General features: G+C 45.4%; 16 protein-coding genes. 6 read left to right on the top strand and 10 right to left on the bottom strand.

What is annotated here, in order from left to right; all coding sequences use genetic code 11:
• Positions 1–55 precede the first annotated feature (55 nt).
• Positions 56–2,398 (bottom strand): GH92 family glycosyl hydrolase, encoded by a 2,343-nt coding sequence (locus LJ658_RS15020; RefSeq protein ID WP_230547344.1) that lies wholly within the window; start codon positions 2,396–2,398, stop codon positions 56–58.
• A 116-nt stretch (positions 2,399–2,514) separates the two neighbouring features.
• On the opposite strand from LJ658_RS15020, the gene LJ658_RS15025 reads away from it, so the two are divergent.
• The 3 genes from LJ658_RS15025 to LJ658_RS15035 all read left to right on the top strand — a co-directional run bounded on the left by LJ658_RS15025 (position 2,515) and on the right by LJ658_RS15035 (position 7,024).
• Complete coding sequence (locus LJ658_RS15025; RefSeq protein WP_230547345.1) at positions 2,515–3,684, top strand: hypothetical protein; 1,170 nt, start codon at positions 2,515–2,517, stop codon at positions 3,682–3,684.
• 131 nt (positions 3,685–3,815) lie between these two features.
• Entirely contained in the window at positions 3,816–6,080 is a 2,265-nt protein-coding gene (locus tag LJ658_RS15030) for a GH92 family glycosyl hydrolase (RefSeq protein ID WP_230547346.1), read from the top strand.
• A gap of 5 nt (positions 6,081–6,085) precedes the next feature.
• Positions 6,086–7,024 (top strand): DUF6282 family protein, encoded by a 939-nt coding sequence (locus tag LJ658_RS15035; protein WP_230547347.1) that lies wholly within the window; start codon positions 6,086–6,088, stop codon positions 7,022–7,024.
• Between the two features lie 289 nt (positions 7,025–7,313).
• Here the strand turns inward: LJ658_RS15035 and LJ658_RS15040 are convergent, their stop codons facing one another.
• On the bottom strand, positions 7,314–8,201 hold the full coding sequence (locus tag LJ658_RS15040; RefSeq protein ID WP_230547348.1) for a PHB depolymerase family esterase: 888 nt from the start codon (positions 8,199–8,201) through the stop codon (positions 7,314–7,316).
• A gap of 147 nt (positions 8,202–8,348) precedes the next feature.
• Between LJ658_RS15040 and LJ658_RS15045 the strand changes: the two genes are divergently transcribed.
• Positions 8,349–8,597: a hypothetical protein gene (locus tag LJ658_RS15045; protein ID WP_230547349.1), complete on the top strand. Its 249-nt coding sequence runs from the start codon at positions 8,349–8,351 to the stop codon at positions 8,595–8,597.
• A gap of 71 nt (positions 8,598–8,668) precedes the next feature.
• Here the strand turns inward: LJ658_RS15045 and LJ658_RS15050 are convergent, their stop codons facing one another.
• The 4 genes from LJ658_RS15050 to fdhD form a co-directional block, all read right to left on the bottom strand.
• On the bottom strand, positions 8,669–9,313 hold the full coding sequence (locus LJ658_RS15050) for a redoxin domain-containing protein (protein WP_230547350.1): 645 nt from the start codon (positions 9,311–9,313) through the stop codon (positions 8,669–8,671).
• A gap of 275 nt (positions 9,314–9,588) precedes the next feature.
• Positions 9,589–11,913 carry an FdhF/YdeP family oxidoreductase gene (locus tag LJ658_RS15055; RefSeq protein WP_230547351.1) on the bottom strand — a complete coding sequence of 775 codons (2,325 nt, stop codon included), beginning with the start codon at positions 11,911–11,913 and terminating at the stop codon, positions 9,589–9,591.
• Positions 11,913–12,263 (bottom strand): hypothetical protein, encoded by a 351-nt coding sequence (locus tag LJ658_RS15060; protein WP_230547352.1) that lies wholly within the window; start codon positions 12,261–12,263, stop codon positions 11,913–11,915. Before LJ658_RS15060 ends, LJ658_RS15055 begins: the two co-directional genes overlap by 1 nt.
• A complete protein-coding gene (gene fdhD, locus LJ658_RS15065) occupies positions 12,241–13,110 on the bottom strand; it encodes a formate dehydrogenase accessory sulfurtransferase FdhD (RefSeq protein WP_230547353.1) in 870 nt (289 codons plus the stop codon). The genes LJ658_RS15060 and fdhD overlap by 23 nt, the downstream gene beginning before the upstream one ends.
• Positions 13,111–13,185: 75 nt before the next feature.
• Here fdhD and LJ658_RS15070 point away from each other — a divergent pair, with 75 nt between their 5' ends.
• On the top strand, positions 13,186–13,428 hold the full coding sequence (locus LJ658_RS15070) for a MoaD/ThiS family protein (protein WP_230547354.1): 243 nt from the start codon (positions 13,186–13,188) through the stop codon (positions 13,426–13,428).
• 6 nt (positions 13,429–13,434) lie between these two features.
• A complete protein-coding gene (locus LJ658_RS15075; RefSeq protein ID WP_230547355.1) occupies positions 13,435–13,854 on the top strand; it encodes a molybdenum cofactor biosynthesis protein MoaE in 420 nt (139 codons plus the stop codon).
• 36 nt (positions 13,855–13,890) lie between these two features.
• Here the strand turns inward: LJ658_RS15075 and LJ658_RS15080 are convergent, their stop codons facing one another.
• The 4 genes from LJ658_RS15080 to LJ658_RS15095 form a co-directional block, all read right to left on the bottom strand.
• Entirely contained in the window at positions 13,891–14,952 is a 1,062-nt protein-coding gene (locus tag LJ658_RS15080) for a HesA/MoeB/ThiF family protein (protein WP_230547356.1), read from the bottom strand.
• A 1-nt stretch (position 14,953) separates the two neighbouring features.
• On the bottom strand, positions 14,954–16,120 hold the full coding sequence (locus LJ658_RS20570) for an NTP transferase domain-containing protein (RefSeq protein WP_230547357.1): 1,167 nt from the start codon (positions 16,118–16,120) through the stop codon (positions 14,954–14,956).
• On the bottom strand, positions 16,101–16,607 hold the full coding sequence (gene moaC / locus LJ658_RS15090; RefSeq protein WP_230547358.1) for a cyclic pyranopterin monophosphate synthase MoaC: 507 nt from the start codon (positions 16,605–16,607) through the stop codon (positions 16,101–16,103). Before moaC ends, LJ658_RS20570 begins: the two co-directional genes overlap by 20 nt.
• A 135-nt stretch (positions 16,608–16,742) precedes the next feature.
• Complete coding sequence (locus LJ658_RS15095) at positions 16,743–17,939, bottom strand: molybdopterin molybdotransferase MoeA (RefSeq protein WP_230547359.1); 1,197 nt, start codon at positions 17,937–17,939, stop codon at positions 16,743–16,745.
• Positions 17,940–17,941 lie beyond the last annotated feature (2 nt).

A 17,941-nucleotide genomic window follows, 5' to 3' on the forward strand; every position in this document is an offset into this window, starting at 1 on the left:
TGATAAAATCACTAACAGCAAAGCCCGGTGTTTTAATACCGGGCTTTGCTGTTACTTAGTTACTGGTAGTAGACATTGACGGCGGTGCGTCGCCGGGTTTGTTACCCCAATTCTTATTCGGTTTTGATCCCATTACCAGTATAAGTTTACCACCGTCAACCAGGTCTGAATGATAAAACCATGGCTTTGTCAGAGGTTTACCATCCAGCGTGGCCGACTGGATATACCTGTTGATATTAGAAACGTTTTTAGCTTCGATGGTAAACGTTTTGCCCGAATAGTAATTATTATTAAGATGGATAGTAACCTTTTCAAATAAAGGGCTACCTATACTGTATACCGGTTTTACGGCCGCGCCGCCATCAACTTCAAACAATCCCATAGCGCTCATAACAAACCATGATCCCATCTGGCCCTCATCTTCATCGCCCGGCCAGCCATTGTATGGGTCTGAGCCATAATATTTATTCATGATTTCGCGGGCCCAGTATTGCGTGAGCCACGGTTTGCCGGAATAATTAAATAAGTAAGCAGCTTCCATATTGGGCTGGTTGCCATGATTGATATACACCTCTTCCATTTTATCGCCAATGGCATTAAAATTCAATTTTGAAGATTGCTCAAAACCAAATGTTAAACGCTTATTAAATTCATCGGTTCCCATCATATTAACCAGCTTGCTTACATCATGCGGAACAAAAAAAGTATACTGCCACGCATTTCCTTCAGTGTAGCCGCCTGTTTTTATCGGGTCAAAATTCGCGCCCCAATTACCATTTTTATCCTTCGGGCGCATGTATTTTGTTTCCGGATCAAACATGTTTTTAAAATTGCCAGCCCGTTTAATAAACTGATCATAATCAGCAGTCTTGCCCAGGCTTTTAGCCATTTGCGCAACGCACCAGTCGTCATAAGCATATTCTAACGTATTAGAAACACGGCCCGGCGTGGGGATATATCCCAGGCTGGCATAGGTTAATATATCAGCGTTGCCTGCAAATCCGCTACATTCATGCTTAATCCCGTTGTTGGTTTGCTGGTGTAGCATGGCTTTATAGGCCATATTTACATCGAAGTTCCGGATGCCTTTTTGATAAGAACTAACGATAAGCGAAATCTCATGCGAACCCTCCATGATCCCGGAATATTCAAATCCGGCCGGGCCCCTGGGCAGCCAGCCGCCGTATTTATACATTTCTAATAATGATTTCACCCATTTATTGGCAAGGTCTGGGTTAACCAGTGTCCAAAGCTGGTTAAGGTTCCAAAAGGTATTCCAAAAAGCATCACAACCAAAAACGGGCGAATCTGGATTGTCCAGCTGTCTTACATTTTCGCATACATCAACATATTTTCCGTTTACGTCGCTTAAAATACTGCGGGCGCAGTATGAACGGTATAAGTTGGTATAAAATTTCTTTTTATTTATTTCGGTACCGCCATCTACGGTTATTTTGCTTAATAAATTATTCCAGGTATTTCGGGCGTTTGTTTTCGCGGCATCAAAACTCCATTTAAATGGATTCATTTCCTGGTTAAGGTTTAACCTCGCCTGTTCAATACTAACATAGGATATCCCTGTTTGCAATAGCACAACTTCGCCCTCCTTTGTGTCAAAATCCACATAGGCTCCTATATCACCACTACCTTCAATATGCGTTATGTCTTTACTGATATTCTTTCCTTTCCATCCGCCAAAACCTTTAAAGGGCTTATTAAAACGGGCCACAAAGTGTACGATATAATCATTAAAACCACCTGGCTTCATCCAATTACCGCTTTGCTGTTTAGAATAGCCTTCTATTTCGGTATCACTTACCCGGGTTATTTTAGCATCCAACACCTCAAACGGATACTCGGCCGGAAACAACAGGTTAAACATAACATGACCTTCGTGCGATTCGGGAAAAGTGAACTTGAAAAACCCGCCGCGGGTTGTGCTGGTTATTTCGGCCCTGATGTTGTAGTTTATTAAATCGGCGGTATAATATCCCGGGCTTGCTTTTTCTGTGCTTTTATTTATCCGGGACCTATGTCCGGCAGTTTCGCCGGTGGTGCTTGGTGCGTCAGGCGGAAATATCTGGGGATTAAGTGTACCCGTCGTCGGCATCACAGACAGGCCGGCCATTGTCCAGGCGTGGATATGACTAAATCCGGATATACTTGAAAGTGTATATTCATAGCCGGCTTTCCAGTCTGATCCCTGGTTGTCAGGGCTTAGTTGTACCATACCAAAAGGCATGGTAGCTCCCGGATTTAACATCCAGCGGGATTCGGAAGTGCCCACCATCGGATCTGCATAGTCAACAGATTTTTTCTGTTGGGCAAAGGTTGATGAAAAAAGTACCGACAGTACAGTAACCATTTTATAAACGGCTTTTTGCTTGTTGATCAACATATGATATTTGGGTTTATTATGTATAAATGTATATACAATTGGTTACTGTAAATATCATAAATATTTATCTGTTATCATAAAGAATGTTTTAATTTTAGCCAGCTAAAAATCATCAAATGATTAATAACCAACGCCCTCTTAAAAATTATACCCTTGTCACCCTTTTATTGATCTGCAGCTTTCCTGTTTTTTCGCAAACTAACCTCAGCCGGAAAAAAGCTGCCGCCATAGCGACAGCGGCTTTGGATACGCAAATAAATTTACAAAAAACAAAAGCCGCTGCAGAATGGGCCGCAAAACAAATTCAATATAAAAACTACACTTTAAAATTCACCACCCGGATATTCGGCGATAAACCTGCCAATGGCCGCAGTTTATATATTTCACTTCACGGTGGCGGCGGTACGGCGTCAAAGGTTAATGACCAGCAATGGGAAAATCAAAAGAAATTATATCAGCTCAAAGAAGGCGTGTACTTTGTACCACGTGCCCCGGTTGACGCCTGGAACATGTGGCATGATTACCCGATGGATGAATTGATTAGTGAAGTAGTTAAAGATGCTATTGTTATGGAAGACGTCAATCCGGATAAGGTTTATGTAATGGGTTATTCTGCCGGGGGCGACGGTGTTTTCCAGCTGGCCCCGCGTTTGGCAGATTATTGGGGTGCAGCATCAATGATGGCCGGTCATCCCGGCGATGCGCAGATTTTAAACTTAAAGAACCTGCCATTTATAGCATTTGTAGGCGGCAAAGATGCTGCCTATCACAGAAATGAATTAGTTGCTCAATGGGGAAAAAGATTAGACAGCCTGGAAACAGTTTATAAAGGAAGTTTTATTCATGAAACACATGTTTATCCGGATATGCCGCATTGGATGAACAGGAAAGATACTATAGCCGTGCCATGGCTGGCAGCCTATAAAAGAATTGCTTTACCTAAAGATGTGATCTGGATACAGGATGATATTTTGAGGGACCGGTTTTATTGGTTAGGCACACCGCTTGAAGAAGCAAAACAAGGTTTAAAAGTGCGGGTAACGGTTTCGGGAAATGCTATCACTGTGCTTGAAAATCAAGATCAAACCCTATACCTGTACCTTAATGACGATTTGCTTAACCTGAATAAAAAAGTAACAATAATTATAAACGGCAAAAAGGTATTTAATAAAAAGGTGCCGCGTAATGCAGACGTGATCAGGGAGTCTGTCGCAGCAAGGCTTGACAGGAGTTTAATATTTACAGCAAAACTGATTATTAAAAATAATGAAGTGGCGCCCAGGTAACTGTTGTTACGTAAGTTAATTATTACAATACACCCTTACCCGCATTAAAGTTTTATTTATTGCCTATAATTGGCGATTGTAAACCGCCTCATCAGCGGCGCCCTATAACCAACTGTATTAGCCAATAACAAATGAAATTAAGAAGTCTCTTTTTTACACTGCTGCTGTTAATCAACACGGCATTTGCGCAGCAACAACCTGATTTGGTACACTATGTAAATACGCTGCAGGGCACTAACTCACAACATAAACTAACCCGGGGAAATACCTACCCCACTACGGCTCTGCCGTTTGGCATGCATACCTGGACACCGCAGACCGGCAAAAATGGCGACGGCTGGAAATATCAATACTTCCTGGATCATATCAGGGGATTTCAGCAGGCGCATCAATGCAGCTCGTGGACCAATGATTACGCGGTGTTTTCTTTAATGCCGATGAGCGAACTGGTTGTTGACGAAAACAAGCGCGAAGCCAAATTCAGCCATGCCAATGAGATCGCAAAACCCAATTACTACAAAGTTCAGTTTGATAATAAGATCATTACCGAGATCTCGCCGACCGAACGCGGCGCGCATCTGAGATTTACTTATCCGGCAGGTAAAAAAAGCTTTTTGGTACTGGATGGCTATACCGGCCTTAGCGGTGTTAAAATCTATCCTAAAGAAAACCGGATAACCGGCTACGTAAACAATGGCCGGGGTTTTAAAAGAGGCTGGAAAAGCTACTTCGTAATGCAGTTTGACCAGCCCATTAAAGCTTACGGAACCTGGGAAAATAAAAAGAACACCATCAACACCGACTCAACCGAAGCCGACGGTTTTGGTAAAGGCGCTTACATTGAATTTAAAGCAGGTGCAAAGGTACAGGTTAAAACCGCCTCATCTTATATCAGTTTAGAGCAGGCAGAGTTAAATCTGAAAAGAGAACTTGGCGCCGACAAATCATTAGAACAAACAAAAGCTAATGCCGCGGCAGTCTGGAATAAATCATTAGGGAAAATTGTAGTCGAGGGTGGCACGCCGGCAGATATGGAAACATTCTATTCCTGCTTTTTCAGGGCCAGCCTGTTCTCGCGTAAGTTTTATGAGATAGACGCCGCCGGCAAGCCGGTTTACTTTAGTCCGTATGACGGAACGGTGCACCCGGGTTATATGTTTACCGATACCGGTTTTTGGGACACTTTCAGGGCGCAGTTCCCGTTGAATACCCTGATCCAGCCGGAGATGCATGGCCGCTATATGCAAGCGCTGATTGATGCCTATAAACAATGTGGCTGGCTGCCTTCATGGTCGTTCCCAAGCGAGGCCGGCAGTATGTTGGGTAACCACGCTATTTCCTTATTGGCAGATGCCTGGGCTAAAGGCATCCGCACGTTCGACCCTAAGGAGGCACTGGACGCTTATCTGCATGAAGCTACCAACAAGGGCCCGTGGGGGCCGGCAAACGGCCGCGAGGGATGGAAAGAATATTATGAGCTGGGCTATGTACCTTATCCCAAATATCGCGAAGCGACGGCAAAAACACTGGAGTACGCCTACGACGACTGGTGCGCCTACCAGTTAGCTAAAATGACCGGCAACAAGCACTACATGGAGGTGTTTGCCCGCCAGATGTATAATTACAGGAACGTGTACGACCCGTCTACCCACTTTATGCGGGGTAAAGACAGTGACGGCGAATGGACCAAAAACTTCGACCCTATTGAATGGGGCGGGCCGTTTACCGAGGGTAACTCATGGCACTATACCTGGTCTGTTTTCCAGGATACCAAAGGGTTGATAAACCTGATGGGGGGCGATGCAAACTTTAACGCCAAGCTCGACTCGGTATTTAGCGAGCCCAATAAGGTTAAGACAGGTACCTACGGCGGCATGATACATGAGATGACCGAGATGGTTGCCGCTAACATGGGACAATATGCGCATGGCAACCAGCCTATCCAGCACATGATCTATTTATATGATTATGCGGGCCAGCCCTGGAAATCACAGTACCACGCCAGGGATGCCATGTACAAGTTATATAACGCTACCGAGAACGGCTACCCCGGCGATGAAGATCAGGGACAGACCTCGTCATGGTATGTGTTGAGCGCATTGGGTATATACAGCGTTACACCGGGCACCGGCGAATACGCCATAGGCAGCCCGATGTTCAGGAAGATCACCCTGAACCTGGAGAACGGCAGGAAGTTTATAATAACTGCAGCTGCTAATGACAAGGACCACGTTTATATCCAATCAGCTACGCTAAACGGAAAAGCATTTACCCGGAACTTCATCACTCATGATGAATTGACAAACGGCGGTGTTTTAAAACTGGAGATGAGCGACAAACCAAATCGGCAACGGGGCATTGGCGCTGACGACAAACCTTTCTCATTAACCAAATAACAACGATGTTAAAACGGGCGGAGCTGATACTTACCTGCTGTGTACTGCTAAGCACCAGCCCGGGTTCGTCGCAGCGCAAAGGGCAGGTAAGTACCAACCCGCTTGTTGGGGTGATAGACTTTCATTGCCATACCGGACCTGACGTTTCGGGCAGGTCCATGAGTGATTTTGAACTGGTGCGGCTGGCCAAAAAAGACGGTATGCGGGGCATCGTGCTCAAAAACCATTACTTTATGACGGCCGGCCGCGCGCAGATTGCCATGCAGGAAATTGGCGGCATTGAAGTGTTTGGCGGGATAGTACTTAACCGGTCTGCCGGTGGGATTAATGCGGAAGCTGTGCGCCGTATGGCGCAGTTTGAGGGCCATCGCGGCAAGGTGGTCTGGCTGCCTACCGTTGACGCGGCGAACAGTTTTGAGCACGGGCCGGGCCCAAGATCAGTGGTAGCCGTGGTGAAAGACGGCCAACCGGTACCCGAACTGGCGGAGATTTTTCAAATCATAGCCCAAAATAATTTAGTGTTTGAAACGGGCCACTCAACACCCGAAGAATCATTGATCCTGATCCCGGCGGCGAAAGCCGCGGGCGTGAAGAATATAGTGGTGACCCATGCCATGCTGCTGGGCGCAACGCCCGGACAGCTGAAGCAGATGGCAGCCATGGGCGCGGTTATCGAGTTTTGCTTTCAGCCTGCGGGCCTGCCAAACAAAAAGGAACCCGGTATACCCGCAGCCATTGTCAGCTACGCGCAGGCGATCAAAGCCCTGGGTGCCGAACATGTTATTATTGATTCCGACCTGGGTCAAAAAGGAAAACCTTTACATCCCGACGGGTTGCGTACCTTTATAGCGGAACTGAAAGCAAGCGGGCTAACCGACCACGAAATTGATTTGATGGCCCGGATCAACCCGGCGAGACTGCTCGGTCTTGATCCGCTTAAATAACGTGTTTGATAACGGCGTACTGATCCGGAAAATAAGTGGATCAGGTGGATCACCATTTTTAATTAACTTGTTGTAAATAAGCTATTTAACAAAATGAGCGGATCACTTTGGATCACTACCAAAACTTTAAGTTAAGATACTTAACATATTGAAAATAAATATTTTAAGCGATTTTATAAGATTTTTAAAATGATGAATGGATCACCCCGGGTGGATCATACCTAAGAATCTTAGGTATTAGCTTTCCGGCCCGCTGGCCTGTGAGGACACCGGCGACTATTCCTGATTGCTAACTTTTAACATGTAACTTATACCCTTTAAAAAAGCCCCAGATCTCTTCGCAGGCATTCAAATTTTGAGTTGTCTTACCGATAATAAATTTTGGCAGGTATTGCCAGCCGCCCGGCCACGTATGCCCGCCGTTAATAACGGTGTAGCCAACAACTTTTAACCCATTTCCAGGATTTATATATTCTTCCTTTATAATGCTGGTGCCATCATTTGCAGCATCGGGTACGGTAGTAACCAGGGGTGTCTTATCGCAGTTATTTAAAGCTACCCATTTATCAATAACCGCATCCTGCGAATAAACACTCCGGCCAAATAACTTCCCGCCGTTATACCCTACTATCGGGTCGCTGGTGCCGTGCATATACAGGGCCGGCATTGGCCTTTCTAAATCGTAACCCTCTCCTATGTCTAACGTAGCTGCAACTATCGCCACAGCGGCTATACGCGTGTTTAACTGGCAGGCCAGCCTTGCTGTCATGAAGCCGCCGTTAGAAATCCCGGTGACGTATACGCGGGCAGGATCGGCATTGTAGGTTTTTATGATATAGGTGATCAGCTGATCAATAAATTTAACATCGTCAATGCCATGCAGATTGGCCCCGTCATGCCAGATATGTTTGGACGCCGGGCAAACCACGATAAATTTCTCCCGGTCCGCAACGGGCCTGAAGTCGGCCAGGTGAAACATGCCCTTCGGGCTGGCAAATCCCCCATGAAGCGATATGACCAAAGGCAGCTTATCATTTTTTGTTCCTGGCGGGATATAGGTCAGAAACGACCGCTTGTTACCATCTATACTCAGGTCACCTTCTATTTGCTGTGGTTTAGACTGGCCCTGGGCCATTATTGATAAAAATAATATTGCTGTTAAAATAAAATATCGCATATAGCTGGTTGATGTGTCTGTTAATATCAGTCACCAATAAAAACGTTTATTTTACCGGTACAGTTTTATTTAAAACTGTTTAAGTTATTTATAGTTATAACTATAGTCAATGTTATCGGCTTAAACTTATTAGAAATATAAACGATTATGAAAACTATCAAAGCATTATTTATCACCGTAATTACGGCCTGTACATTTACCGTAGCGCAGGCTCAGATCAGGCTTCCGCCGCCACCGCCGCATCCGCCATTACCCCGGATACATTTAGGCACGCCACCGCCGCCACCGGGCAGACCCGGAAGAGTGGTGATCTCAAGGCCGGGAGGAAGGTCAAGGGTGGTAGTAAAAAGACATTATTATTACCGCCACGGTGTTCGCAGATATCGTACTTACTAAAAAAGAAAAGAGCCGCTTATCCTAAGATAAAGCGGCTTTCTTTTCTACTGTAAACCAAACCAAATAATATTTTATGCCGACTTTTTGCGGGTATGAACCAGTGATGCTTCGTAAACCGCATTAACCAGGTCGTCTGCTATAAATAAGTCAGTAAGATTGCGGTCGATATGATCATACACAATATGCCTGTCAGTGTCTATTACGTAAACCGCCAGTAGCGGTATATTGACGTCAATTCCCGAGAAACTGTTCCAGGTTGGATCTTCGTCCGAATAAACCCTGAATTTAGCCGCTATTTCATTATTGATGTCGTGATAAAAGTTTAATGACAGGCTGTTATCCCAGGTAATCTTTGCCAACTGCTCATCACCCGCTTCATCTGTCAGGATCAACAAGTTGCCGCCGTTTGCCTTAATCTCGTTTTGCAAAGCGTTGAGTTGCTTTAACTGATCAATGCCCCTCCCGCGCCAGTGTTTTGAGTAAAAGGCAATGGCTAAAGGCTTGCCATATAAATGCTTTAATGATATCGGGCCATGTGTAGGCGCACCGTTATAAAAATTCTTCCAGCGTTTGTAATCGGTTACCAGGTTAATGTCTGGTATTAAATTGCCGGTTTTAACGGGTTTTAATTTTTGGTACGTTTTATAAGTAAGATCGTTTTCAGGTATAATTTCTGACAGATCAAAAAAAGGATATTTGCTTATTGTAGTTAACATTGTTAAGTAAATTGAAAGTTAAAATCAGGTATTGAGATTTGGCTGCGGGGGTATCCCCTGTTTAGTTAGCAACAACAATAACACATTCGGAAGCCTTTGGTCTGCCTGCCGGATAAGATCTGGATAAGTACGGTTAATTTATTGCGTATCATCTTTGTATTTCAATTACAAATCAAATATACTACTAAATACATATACATTATAGTATATTTAATAAAATATTTTATATATTACTGAAAATCAAAGCAATAATTTTAAAAAACGAATTACAACAGTTAGCTGAGGTGAGCAGAATGCTTCCTGATTTTAATCACTACCAGTTTTGAGGTGGGCGTATTACTTCTTTTGGCGACGCTGTCAATAGGTACCAGCACATTGGTTTCGGGGTAGTAGGTTGCGGTGTTCCGTTCGGGGATATGGTAAGGCACCACTACAAACAAGCGGGCCACACGCTCTTTTCCGCCGTAGTTATTAAACAGGTCAACCAGCTCGCCTTCGCCAAAACCGGCAAGCCGCATATCCTTACGGTTCATGAATATCACCCGGCGCTCATTATGAATCCCCCGGTACCTGTCGTCCAGGCCGTAAATTGTCGTGTTAAACTGGTCATGACTGCGGATCGTGGTCATCATATACTCATCCGCGGCCAATTGATGATCCGGCAGCTCATTTATCGTAAAAGCTACCTTATCGCCAAATTTCTCGCTCTTAAATTGACCCAGCCGCGCTGCATTTGGCAGGTAAAAGCCCCCCGGCTCGCGTATTCGTTTATTATAGTCGTCAAAGCCGGGTATCACCTTTTCGATATCGTCCCTTACGGCATCGTAACTGGTCTCATATTTGTGCCAGTCAATAACCGTACGATGACCGATAGTGGCTTTGGCCAACCGGCATACAATCTGGTTTTCATTCAACAGGTTATCAGCTACGGGGTCAAGTATCCCTTTTGACATTTGCATCACTCCCATTGAATTTTCGCAGCTGATAAACTGTGGCTCGCCGTTTACCACGTCTTTATCGCTGCGCGAAAGTGTCGGCAATATAAGAGCCTCCTCACCATGAACCAGATGGCTGCGGTTTAATTTGGTTGATACATTTACCGTCAGCTTCATTTTGCGCATACCTTCGGCGGTATAGGTAGTATCGGGCGTAGCCGACAGGAAATTTCCGCCCATCGCAAAGAAAACCTTTAGTTTCCCTTCATTCATAGCGGTGATGGTTTCTACTACATCATAGCCGTGCCGGCGCGGGGGCTCAAATCCAAAAACCTGCTTAAGTTTATCCAGCTGTTCGGGTTTAGGTTTATCCCAGATCATCATGGTGCGGTTACCCTGCACATTACTGTGGCCGCGCACCGGGCATAAGCCGGCGCCGGGTTTACCTATGGCGCCTTTAAGCAGCGTCAGGTTTAAGATTTCGTTTATGGTAGCTACCCCATTTTCATGTTGGGTAATGCCCATGGCCCAGCAAATAATTATCCGCTTTTTATTTTTAAGCATATCGGCAGCTTCCTGCAACTGTGCTACGGGTACGCCGGCTGCCATAGCCAATTCATCAATATTTTGTTCTTTTAGCTGATGTAAGAAATCCACATAACCAACCGTGTTGTTTTTAATAAACTCGTGGTCAAAAACGTTCCCGGGGTCGGCAAGCTCAGCTTCATAAAGCAATTTTTCAATACCTTTCAGCAAAGCCATGTCCCCGTTTATTTTTACCTGCAGATACAAATCGGCTAACTGGGTTGTAATTCCTAATACGCCCCTAACCTTCTGTGGATTTTTAAAACCCATCAGGCCCGCCTCCATTAACGGGTTGACGGCGATAATTTTCGAACCTTTATCCTTTGCTTTTTCAAGCGCGGTGAGCATCCGGGGGTGGTTGGTGCCGGGGTTTTGCCCCATAATGATAATGACATCCGTTTCGTAAAAATCATTCAGGGTTACCGTCCCTTTACCTATGCCGATGGCCTCTGCCAGCGCAACGCTGGTTGATTCATGACACATATTGGAGCAATCGGGCAGGTTATTGGTGCCAAATTCGCGTATAAAAAGCTGGTAGGTAAAAGAAGCTTCGTTACTTGTTCGCCCCGAAGTATAAAATGCCGCCTCATCTGGCGATTTTAAGTCATTTAAATGCTGCGCGATCTTTTTAAAAGCATCGTCCCAGCTGATGGGCTGATAGTGCGTGCCGCCCTTGGGTAAGTATACAGGTTCGGCTATCCTGCCCTTTTTACCTATTTCAAGATCGTTAAGTTTCGCCAGGTCGGCAACCGCATTTTGTGCAAAAAATTCCGCGGTGAGCTTTTTTGTGGTGGCCTCTTCGGCCAAAGCCTTGGCGCCGTTTTCACAATATTCAGCAATCGGCGACCGGTCATCATCCGGATCTGGCCAGGCACAGCCCGAACAATCAAACCCGCCCTTTTTATTCATGTGGAACAAGGCTTCCAGGCCGCGTACCGGGCCGGCTTCCTTTAAAACATCATCCATGGCAGCGGCTACTGCGGGTATACCGGCGGCCCAGGTTTTGGGGTCAGTTACCTTTAAGTCGAGTAATTTTTCCGGGTTCTCTGCAGCAGGCTGATCTTCCACTTTACGCACCATTATTTTTGAGCCAGCGGGTTAGGATAATTATCGCTCTGATCTTCGTCTGTATTGTCCAGACAGGTAAAATCCTTCTCAATTAACAGCTGCACTTCACCATAGCTGTTTTCAAATCCAACCTTGTCGGTACCGGCCAGTTGGGTTATCATTATTTTAGGTATATACATTGTCATGATGTTATTTTTAAAATCTGCTGATAGTTCGTTGTTAACTGTCTCCTGCAAAATATAGACCAATTCGCTGTCGCCAAAATTAACTTTTTCTTTCACTATCCCATATTTTGCCAAATTGGTTACATCGGTTTTAGTGAGCCTGTACCTTATACCGTTATTTTTGATGCGAAGTTTCATACATGGGTAATGTTATGCGGTGTGCCGCAGTGTAAATATTAAAACGGGACCCGCGTAAAAAGCCCACCAGCGTTATATTAAATTCTTCGGCCAGTTGCACCGCCAGGCTTGACGGCGCCCCAACTGCGGCAATAATATTTATGCCGGCCATGGCCGCCTTTTGCACCAGCTCAAAACTTGCGCGGCCGCTTAACAACAAAACGCACTGTTTTAAGGGCAGTAGGTTGGCATTCAATGCCGCCCCTATCAGCTTATCTAATGCGTTATGCCGGCCCACATCTTCACGGACGATCATTAACTGGCCGGATAAATTAAACAGCGCACAGGCGTGTAACCCCCCGGTGGTTAAAAATACTTTCTGGTGAGCGGATAAAATACCGGGCAATTTGTATAATAGCTCCAAATCCACGACATCTTCATCCGCTGATTGGGGAAACTGACTTACCGTGCGTATCGCATCGATAGAGCCCTTGCCGCAGATACCGCAGCCGGATGTCGTATAAAAATTGCGTCCCGCATTTTTTAATTCGGGGATGATGCCATCTGTTAAACTTATCTGTATAACATTTTCTTTATTCTCTGCACAGGCTATAAAACTATGTTTTGCCCGGGCAACTTCGGCCATATTTTTGATAATTCCTTCGGTAAATAAAAATCCGACGGCCAGTTCAGCATCGTTACCGGGTGTTCGCATGGTAACAGATATATTCTGTATTTCCCGCTGATCCGGTAGGCCATACTCCAGCCTGATCTCCAGCGGTTCCTCAATAGCCAGCGTATCAGCAGTATCATTAATAAAATTATCTTGTACCTTTATAACAGGCAATTTAACGGTGGTTGATGACATATTTATCTAACAATTGCTGTAATTGTTTGTTTACATACCAACATCTTTCCTGCATATTTGCATTAAGGTACGACTATGAAAATTAACATACTGGCATTTGGCATTGCAAAAGATATTTTTGGGGCATCAACTGTTGATGTTGAGCTGGTTAATGATGCAACTGTATCAAATTTAAAATACCTGTTAGAAAAGCAGCATCCCCGGTTAAAAAAACTGGCCACTTATATGGTTGCCGTTAACAACGAATATGCCCTGGATGGCGATACCATACATGAGCGTGATGAAATTGCTATCATACCCCCGGTAAGCGGTGGATAAAAGTTTATGAACGTACAGATAAAACTATCCGTTTCTACCCTGCACCTACAGGATTGTGTTGACTGGGTGATGGCGCCCGAGACTGGCGGCATTGATGTATTTGTGGGTACCGTACGCAATGCAACCAGGGGCAGGGCGGTGATACGACTTGAATTTGAGGCCTACGAAAAAATGGCCGTGAGCGAAATGGAGAAGATTGCCCAACAGGCCTTAGCCAAATGGCCGGTACAAAAAATATTGATCCATCACCGTACGGGGGGGCTGCAAATTGGCGAGATCCCGGTGATCATTGCGGTAGCTGCCGCCCATCGGGATGCTGCTTTTGATGCCTGCCGCTACATTATTGACACGCTAAAACAAACCGTCCCCATCTGGAAGAAAGAAATATTTGAAGACGGCGAGGTGTGGGTAGCCGCCCATCCATAATGAAAAGGTGAATAGTTGAATAAAGCCGGCGACGGTTTATGGTTTTTCAGAAAACCATGCCTGCAATCCGCCCTCTAAAGAAAAAACTTTGGCGCCCGGTGATTTTTGCCGGATCAGTTTAACAGCTTCCGCACTCCTTTTGCCTGACGAGCAATACAGCACTTTAACTTTGTAGTTGGTTAGATATTCCATGTTTTCGTCAATCTCATCTGCTTCAAAATGGACGCCGCCGATATCAATTTCGTCACGCTCCCGGTCGGTGCGGATATCAACCAGCTCAAGGGTGCCATCAGCCAATCCTTTTTTAACCTCGCTTACCGATAGCGTGGGCGCATCAGTTGTTTCTGCCAGGGCTGTTATATTTGTTTTAGTTACCTTGCCAATTTTGATGATCCTGCTTTGCAGGGTTAACGCATCAAACACCATTACTTTGCCAGCCAGCAGCTCGCCGGTTTTGGTAATGTATTTAATGACCTCATTGGCCTGTATACAGCCGATTATACCGGCCAGGGTTGGGATAACGCCGCCGACGGCACAATCCGGTATCTGGGTGGCATCAACTTTAGGAAACAGGTCACGGTAATTGGGCGATCTGGTGCCGTCGGCATTGATGTTGTTCCAAAGGGCCACCTGTCCTTCAAATTGATATATGGCGCCATACACAACAGGTTTACCGGCTATCACGCAGGCATCATTAATCAGATAACGGGTTTCGAAATTATCGGTACCGTCTATTATGATATCGTATTGCCCAATTAGATCTTTAACATTAGCGGATGTTAGCCTGATGTCATGCGGTATTAGCGTGACTTCGGGGTTCTGTTCCTGCAGCCTGCCGCAGGCTATGGTTACTTTCTTCCGGCCGGTATCTGCGGGCGTATATAACACCTGGCGATGCAGGTTACTTATTGAAACGGTATCAAAATCGGCAATCCCCAGGGTGCCTATCCCCGCGGCCGTCAAATATTGCGCGGCCGGGCAACCCAGTCCGCCTGCCCCAACAATCAGCACTTTGGCCTGCTGTAATGCATGCTGTGACGATTTACTGAACCCCGGTAAAGCCAGCTGGCAACTGTATCTTGAAAAATCCGGTTCCATATCAGGTTGAAGCTATTTTTTGATGGATCTGTCGTTTTATCTTCTCGAAATCATCCGGCGTATTCACGTTGGTAAGCGCCTCATTGTCAGGTGCTTTTAGCAAGGTGATATCACTGTTGATCAATACCTTGCGCGGGCATGAATAGCCCTGCGCCAAAAAAGCCAGCATTACCGGGTAGCTTTTGGGCTCCCAGATGGTAATTAACGGCTCGGGGAAACCGTCAAAGGCACTTTCATAAGCGGCCGCTATTGATGACGGATTGCGGTTTTTTAAAAGATGATCAAATGTTTCCTTGTTCAGCAAAGGCATGTCGCAGGCTACAATTAACCAGGCACTATCCGGTTTTTCGCGAAACGCGGACAGGATAGCGCCGAACGGCCCCAAACCAGTAAATGTATCAGGCAGCGTATTATAGCCGTCTTCGATAGCCGTTTGCTGATCTGCCCGGCAGGATATAAATACATCGTCGCAATAAGTTTTTATTAAATCAGCGAGGTGGTAGCGCTGCTCCTTCCCGTACCAGGTAATAGTGCCCTTGTCCACCCCCATCCTGATACTCTGGCCGCCCGCCAAAACCAGGCCGTTTATAGCGGGCCTGGCATTTTGCAGTTTGGTTTTGAAAAAGTTAATGATCTTTTCGGTTTCATCCAAACGATACATTGGCAATTGCTGCCAGTTTGGTACTGCCTCTTTTATAAAATCAAAAACATCGTCTACATTATCAGCCAGTAAAATAAGCTCAACATTGGTTAGTTCATCTACCCGTTTTTGTAAGGACGCTATTTTATTGTTGTAAATGATCACCACCTGCGCCTTAGCCGGCTGATGATTACCGTTGACAAGTACTAAATCGGCATCAGTAAACTGGTGCTTAAAATTTATGGGCCTTAAACCATTGTTAAAGTTAAACTGGTGATAATTTAGCTGATCCGTATATTCTAAAAAGGCGCCACTGGCCAAACGCCCCGGCGGGAGCGTTACCTCGTCATTATGCGAAGTATCAGCATAGGCGCATTTATATTGCGGCGAAAGTGCGGCTATAACGTCGGCAGCCAGCAGTTTAATATTGATACAAGGCGCACCAACTATTGCCCACTCATTACGGGCAAAACTACCCAAAGCGGGTCTTGTTAGCGAAGCGTGCTTTTTATGCTCTTTTGAAATCACGTTTACCTCCTGTTTTTTCTATTAGCCTGGTTTCTTTTATAACAATATCATGGCTCAGCGCTTTACACATATCATAAATGGTTAGCGCTGCTATACTGGCGCCAACCAATGCTTCCATTTCAATACCTGTTTTGGCAGTAATGGTGGCGGTGCAATCTATAATAACTTCGTTTTTACTATTTAACTGAATATCAATTTTACAATTATCCAGGCCCAGCGGATGGCAAAGCGGTATCAGATCGCCGGTTTTTTTGGCGGCCATAATCCCCGCTATTATCGCAGTCTGAAATACAGAACCTTTTTTTGTTTGCAGATCGCCGTCAATAAGCTGCGTTAAAACCTCATCCGGCAGAAAAACAATACTGCGGGCCGTTGCTGTGCGGCGTGTTACTATTTTTTCAGACACATCAACCATGGTGGCCTTGCCTGCCTGATCCAGATGAGAGAACGTTTGAATCACAGATTTTTTTGATTGATTTGATTCCACAGATTTAACTTTTACTATCGCTCAAGATAAGTCTCTTGAAATTAAGACTTTTTTCGCCAAAATTAACTAACAAACCGATTTCTATTTTGTAAGCTCCTCAGGTAAACTAATATTTGGGCAAGCGTAATCAGCGATTCAGACAAATAACCAAACCTGATAAACTTCGCCTTTTTTAAACTCACTTTTCGCTAACGGCAATTGCATAAACGCGTCTGTATCCGCTAAGTTAGCAAAATCACCCGAACCATTTCCTTCTACCGGGATAGCTAATAACCGGCCCTGCTCATTAATTAATAACCTTACCTGCAAAAAATATTCTAACGGCGGCCTAAACGTAATATCTTCGTCTAAAACTGCATAAACTGTCTTTGAGGGCGCCAAGCCAAGCGAGGCCTTTAACCACGGAATAAAATAGCGCTGCACACCCAAAAACGTTGCGACGGGATTACCGGGAAAAGCGAAAACCACCACCCCATTATGATGTTTGCCAAACCAAAAAGGTTTGCCGGGGCGCTGCAGTACTTTATGAAAAACCTGGTCTACCTGTAAATCAGCCAACGCCTGCGGGATGTAATCAAATTTACCCGCAGAGATACCGCCGCTTAATAAGATGACATCAAAGTTTTGCAGGCAAAGGCCCAATTGTTGTCTGATTATTTCCGGGTCGTCCGGGATATGTTTTACCGCCGCTTTTATACCCTGCTGAGCGACGACAGCCTGCAGCATATAGCTATTCGACCGCCTGATCTGGTAAGGTGCAGGCGTGGCATTAACATCTACCAATTCATCACCTGATGACAGGATAATTACCCGCGGCAGGCGTTTAACCCGCAGCTCAGTTTCGCCTACCGAAGCTACCAGGCTTATAACTGCGGGAGTTATTAATTGCCCGGGGACGAGTATGTTTTCGCCCTGCTTTTTATCGGCGCCTTTTAAATGCAGGTTCTGGCCTTTTTTTATACCAGTGATAAGCAAAGTTGCCTTATCATCTTCGATAGCTACATCTTCATAACGAATAACGGTATCAACCGATCCCGGCATTGCGGCACCGGTCATGATCTCGATACACTCGTTGAGCTCAGTGATCTCTATCGGAGCAACGCCGGCGGCCTGCGTAGCTTTTATTCTGAACGTAGTAATGCCATTTGCTACGGCCTGATAATTTATGGCTATGCCGTCCATCGTCACCCGGTTAAAAGCCGGCAGGTCACGGTCGGCTTTTATATTTTCGGCCAATACCCGGCCGGATGCTTCATCAAACAGTACGATCTCTACGCCAAAGTCGCGGGTTTCCTGTAATATTAGTTCTTCGGCTTGTTGAACCGTTATCATAG

Source organism: Mucilaginibacter sp. UR6-11, assembly GCF_020880695.1.
Classification (GTDB): domain Bacteria; phylum Bacteroidota; class Bacteroidia; order Sphingobacteriales; family Sphingobacteriaceae; genus Mucilaginibacter.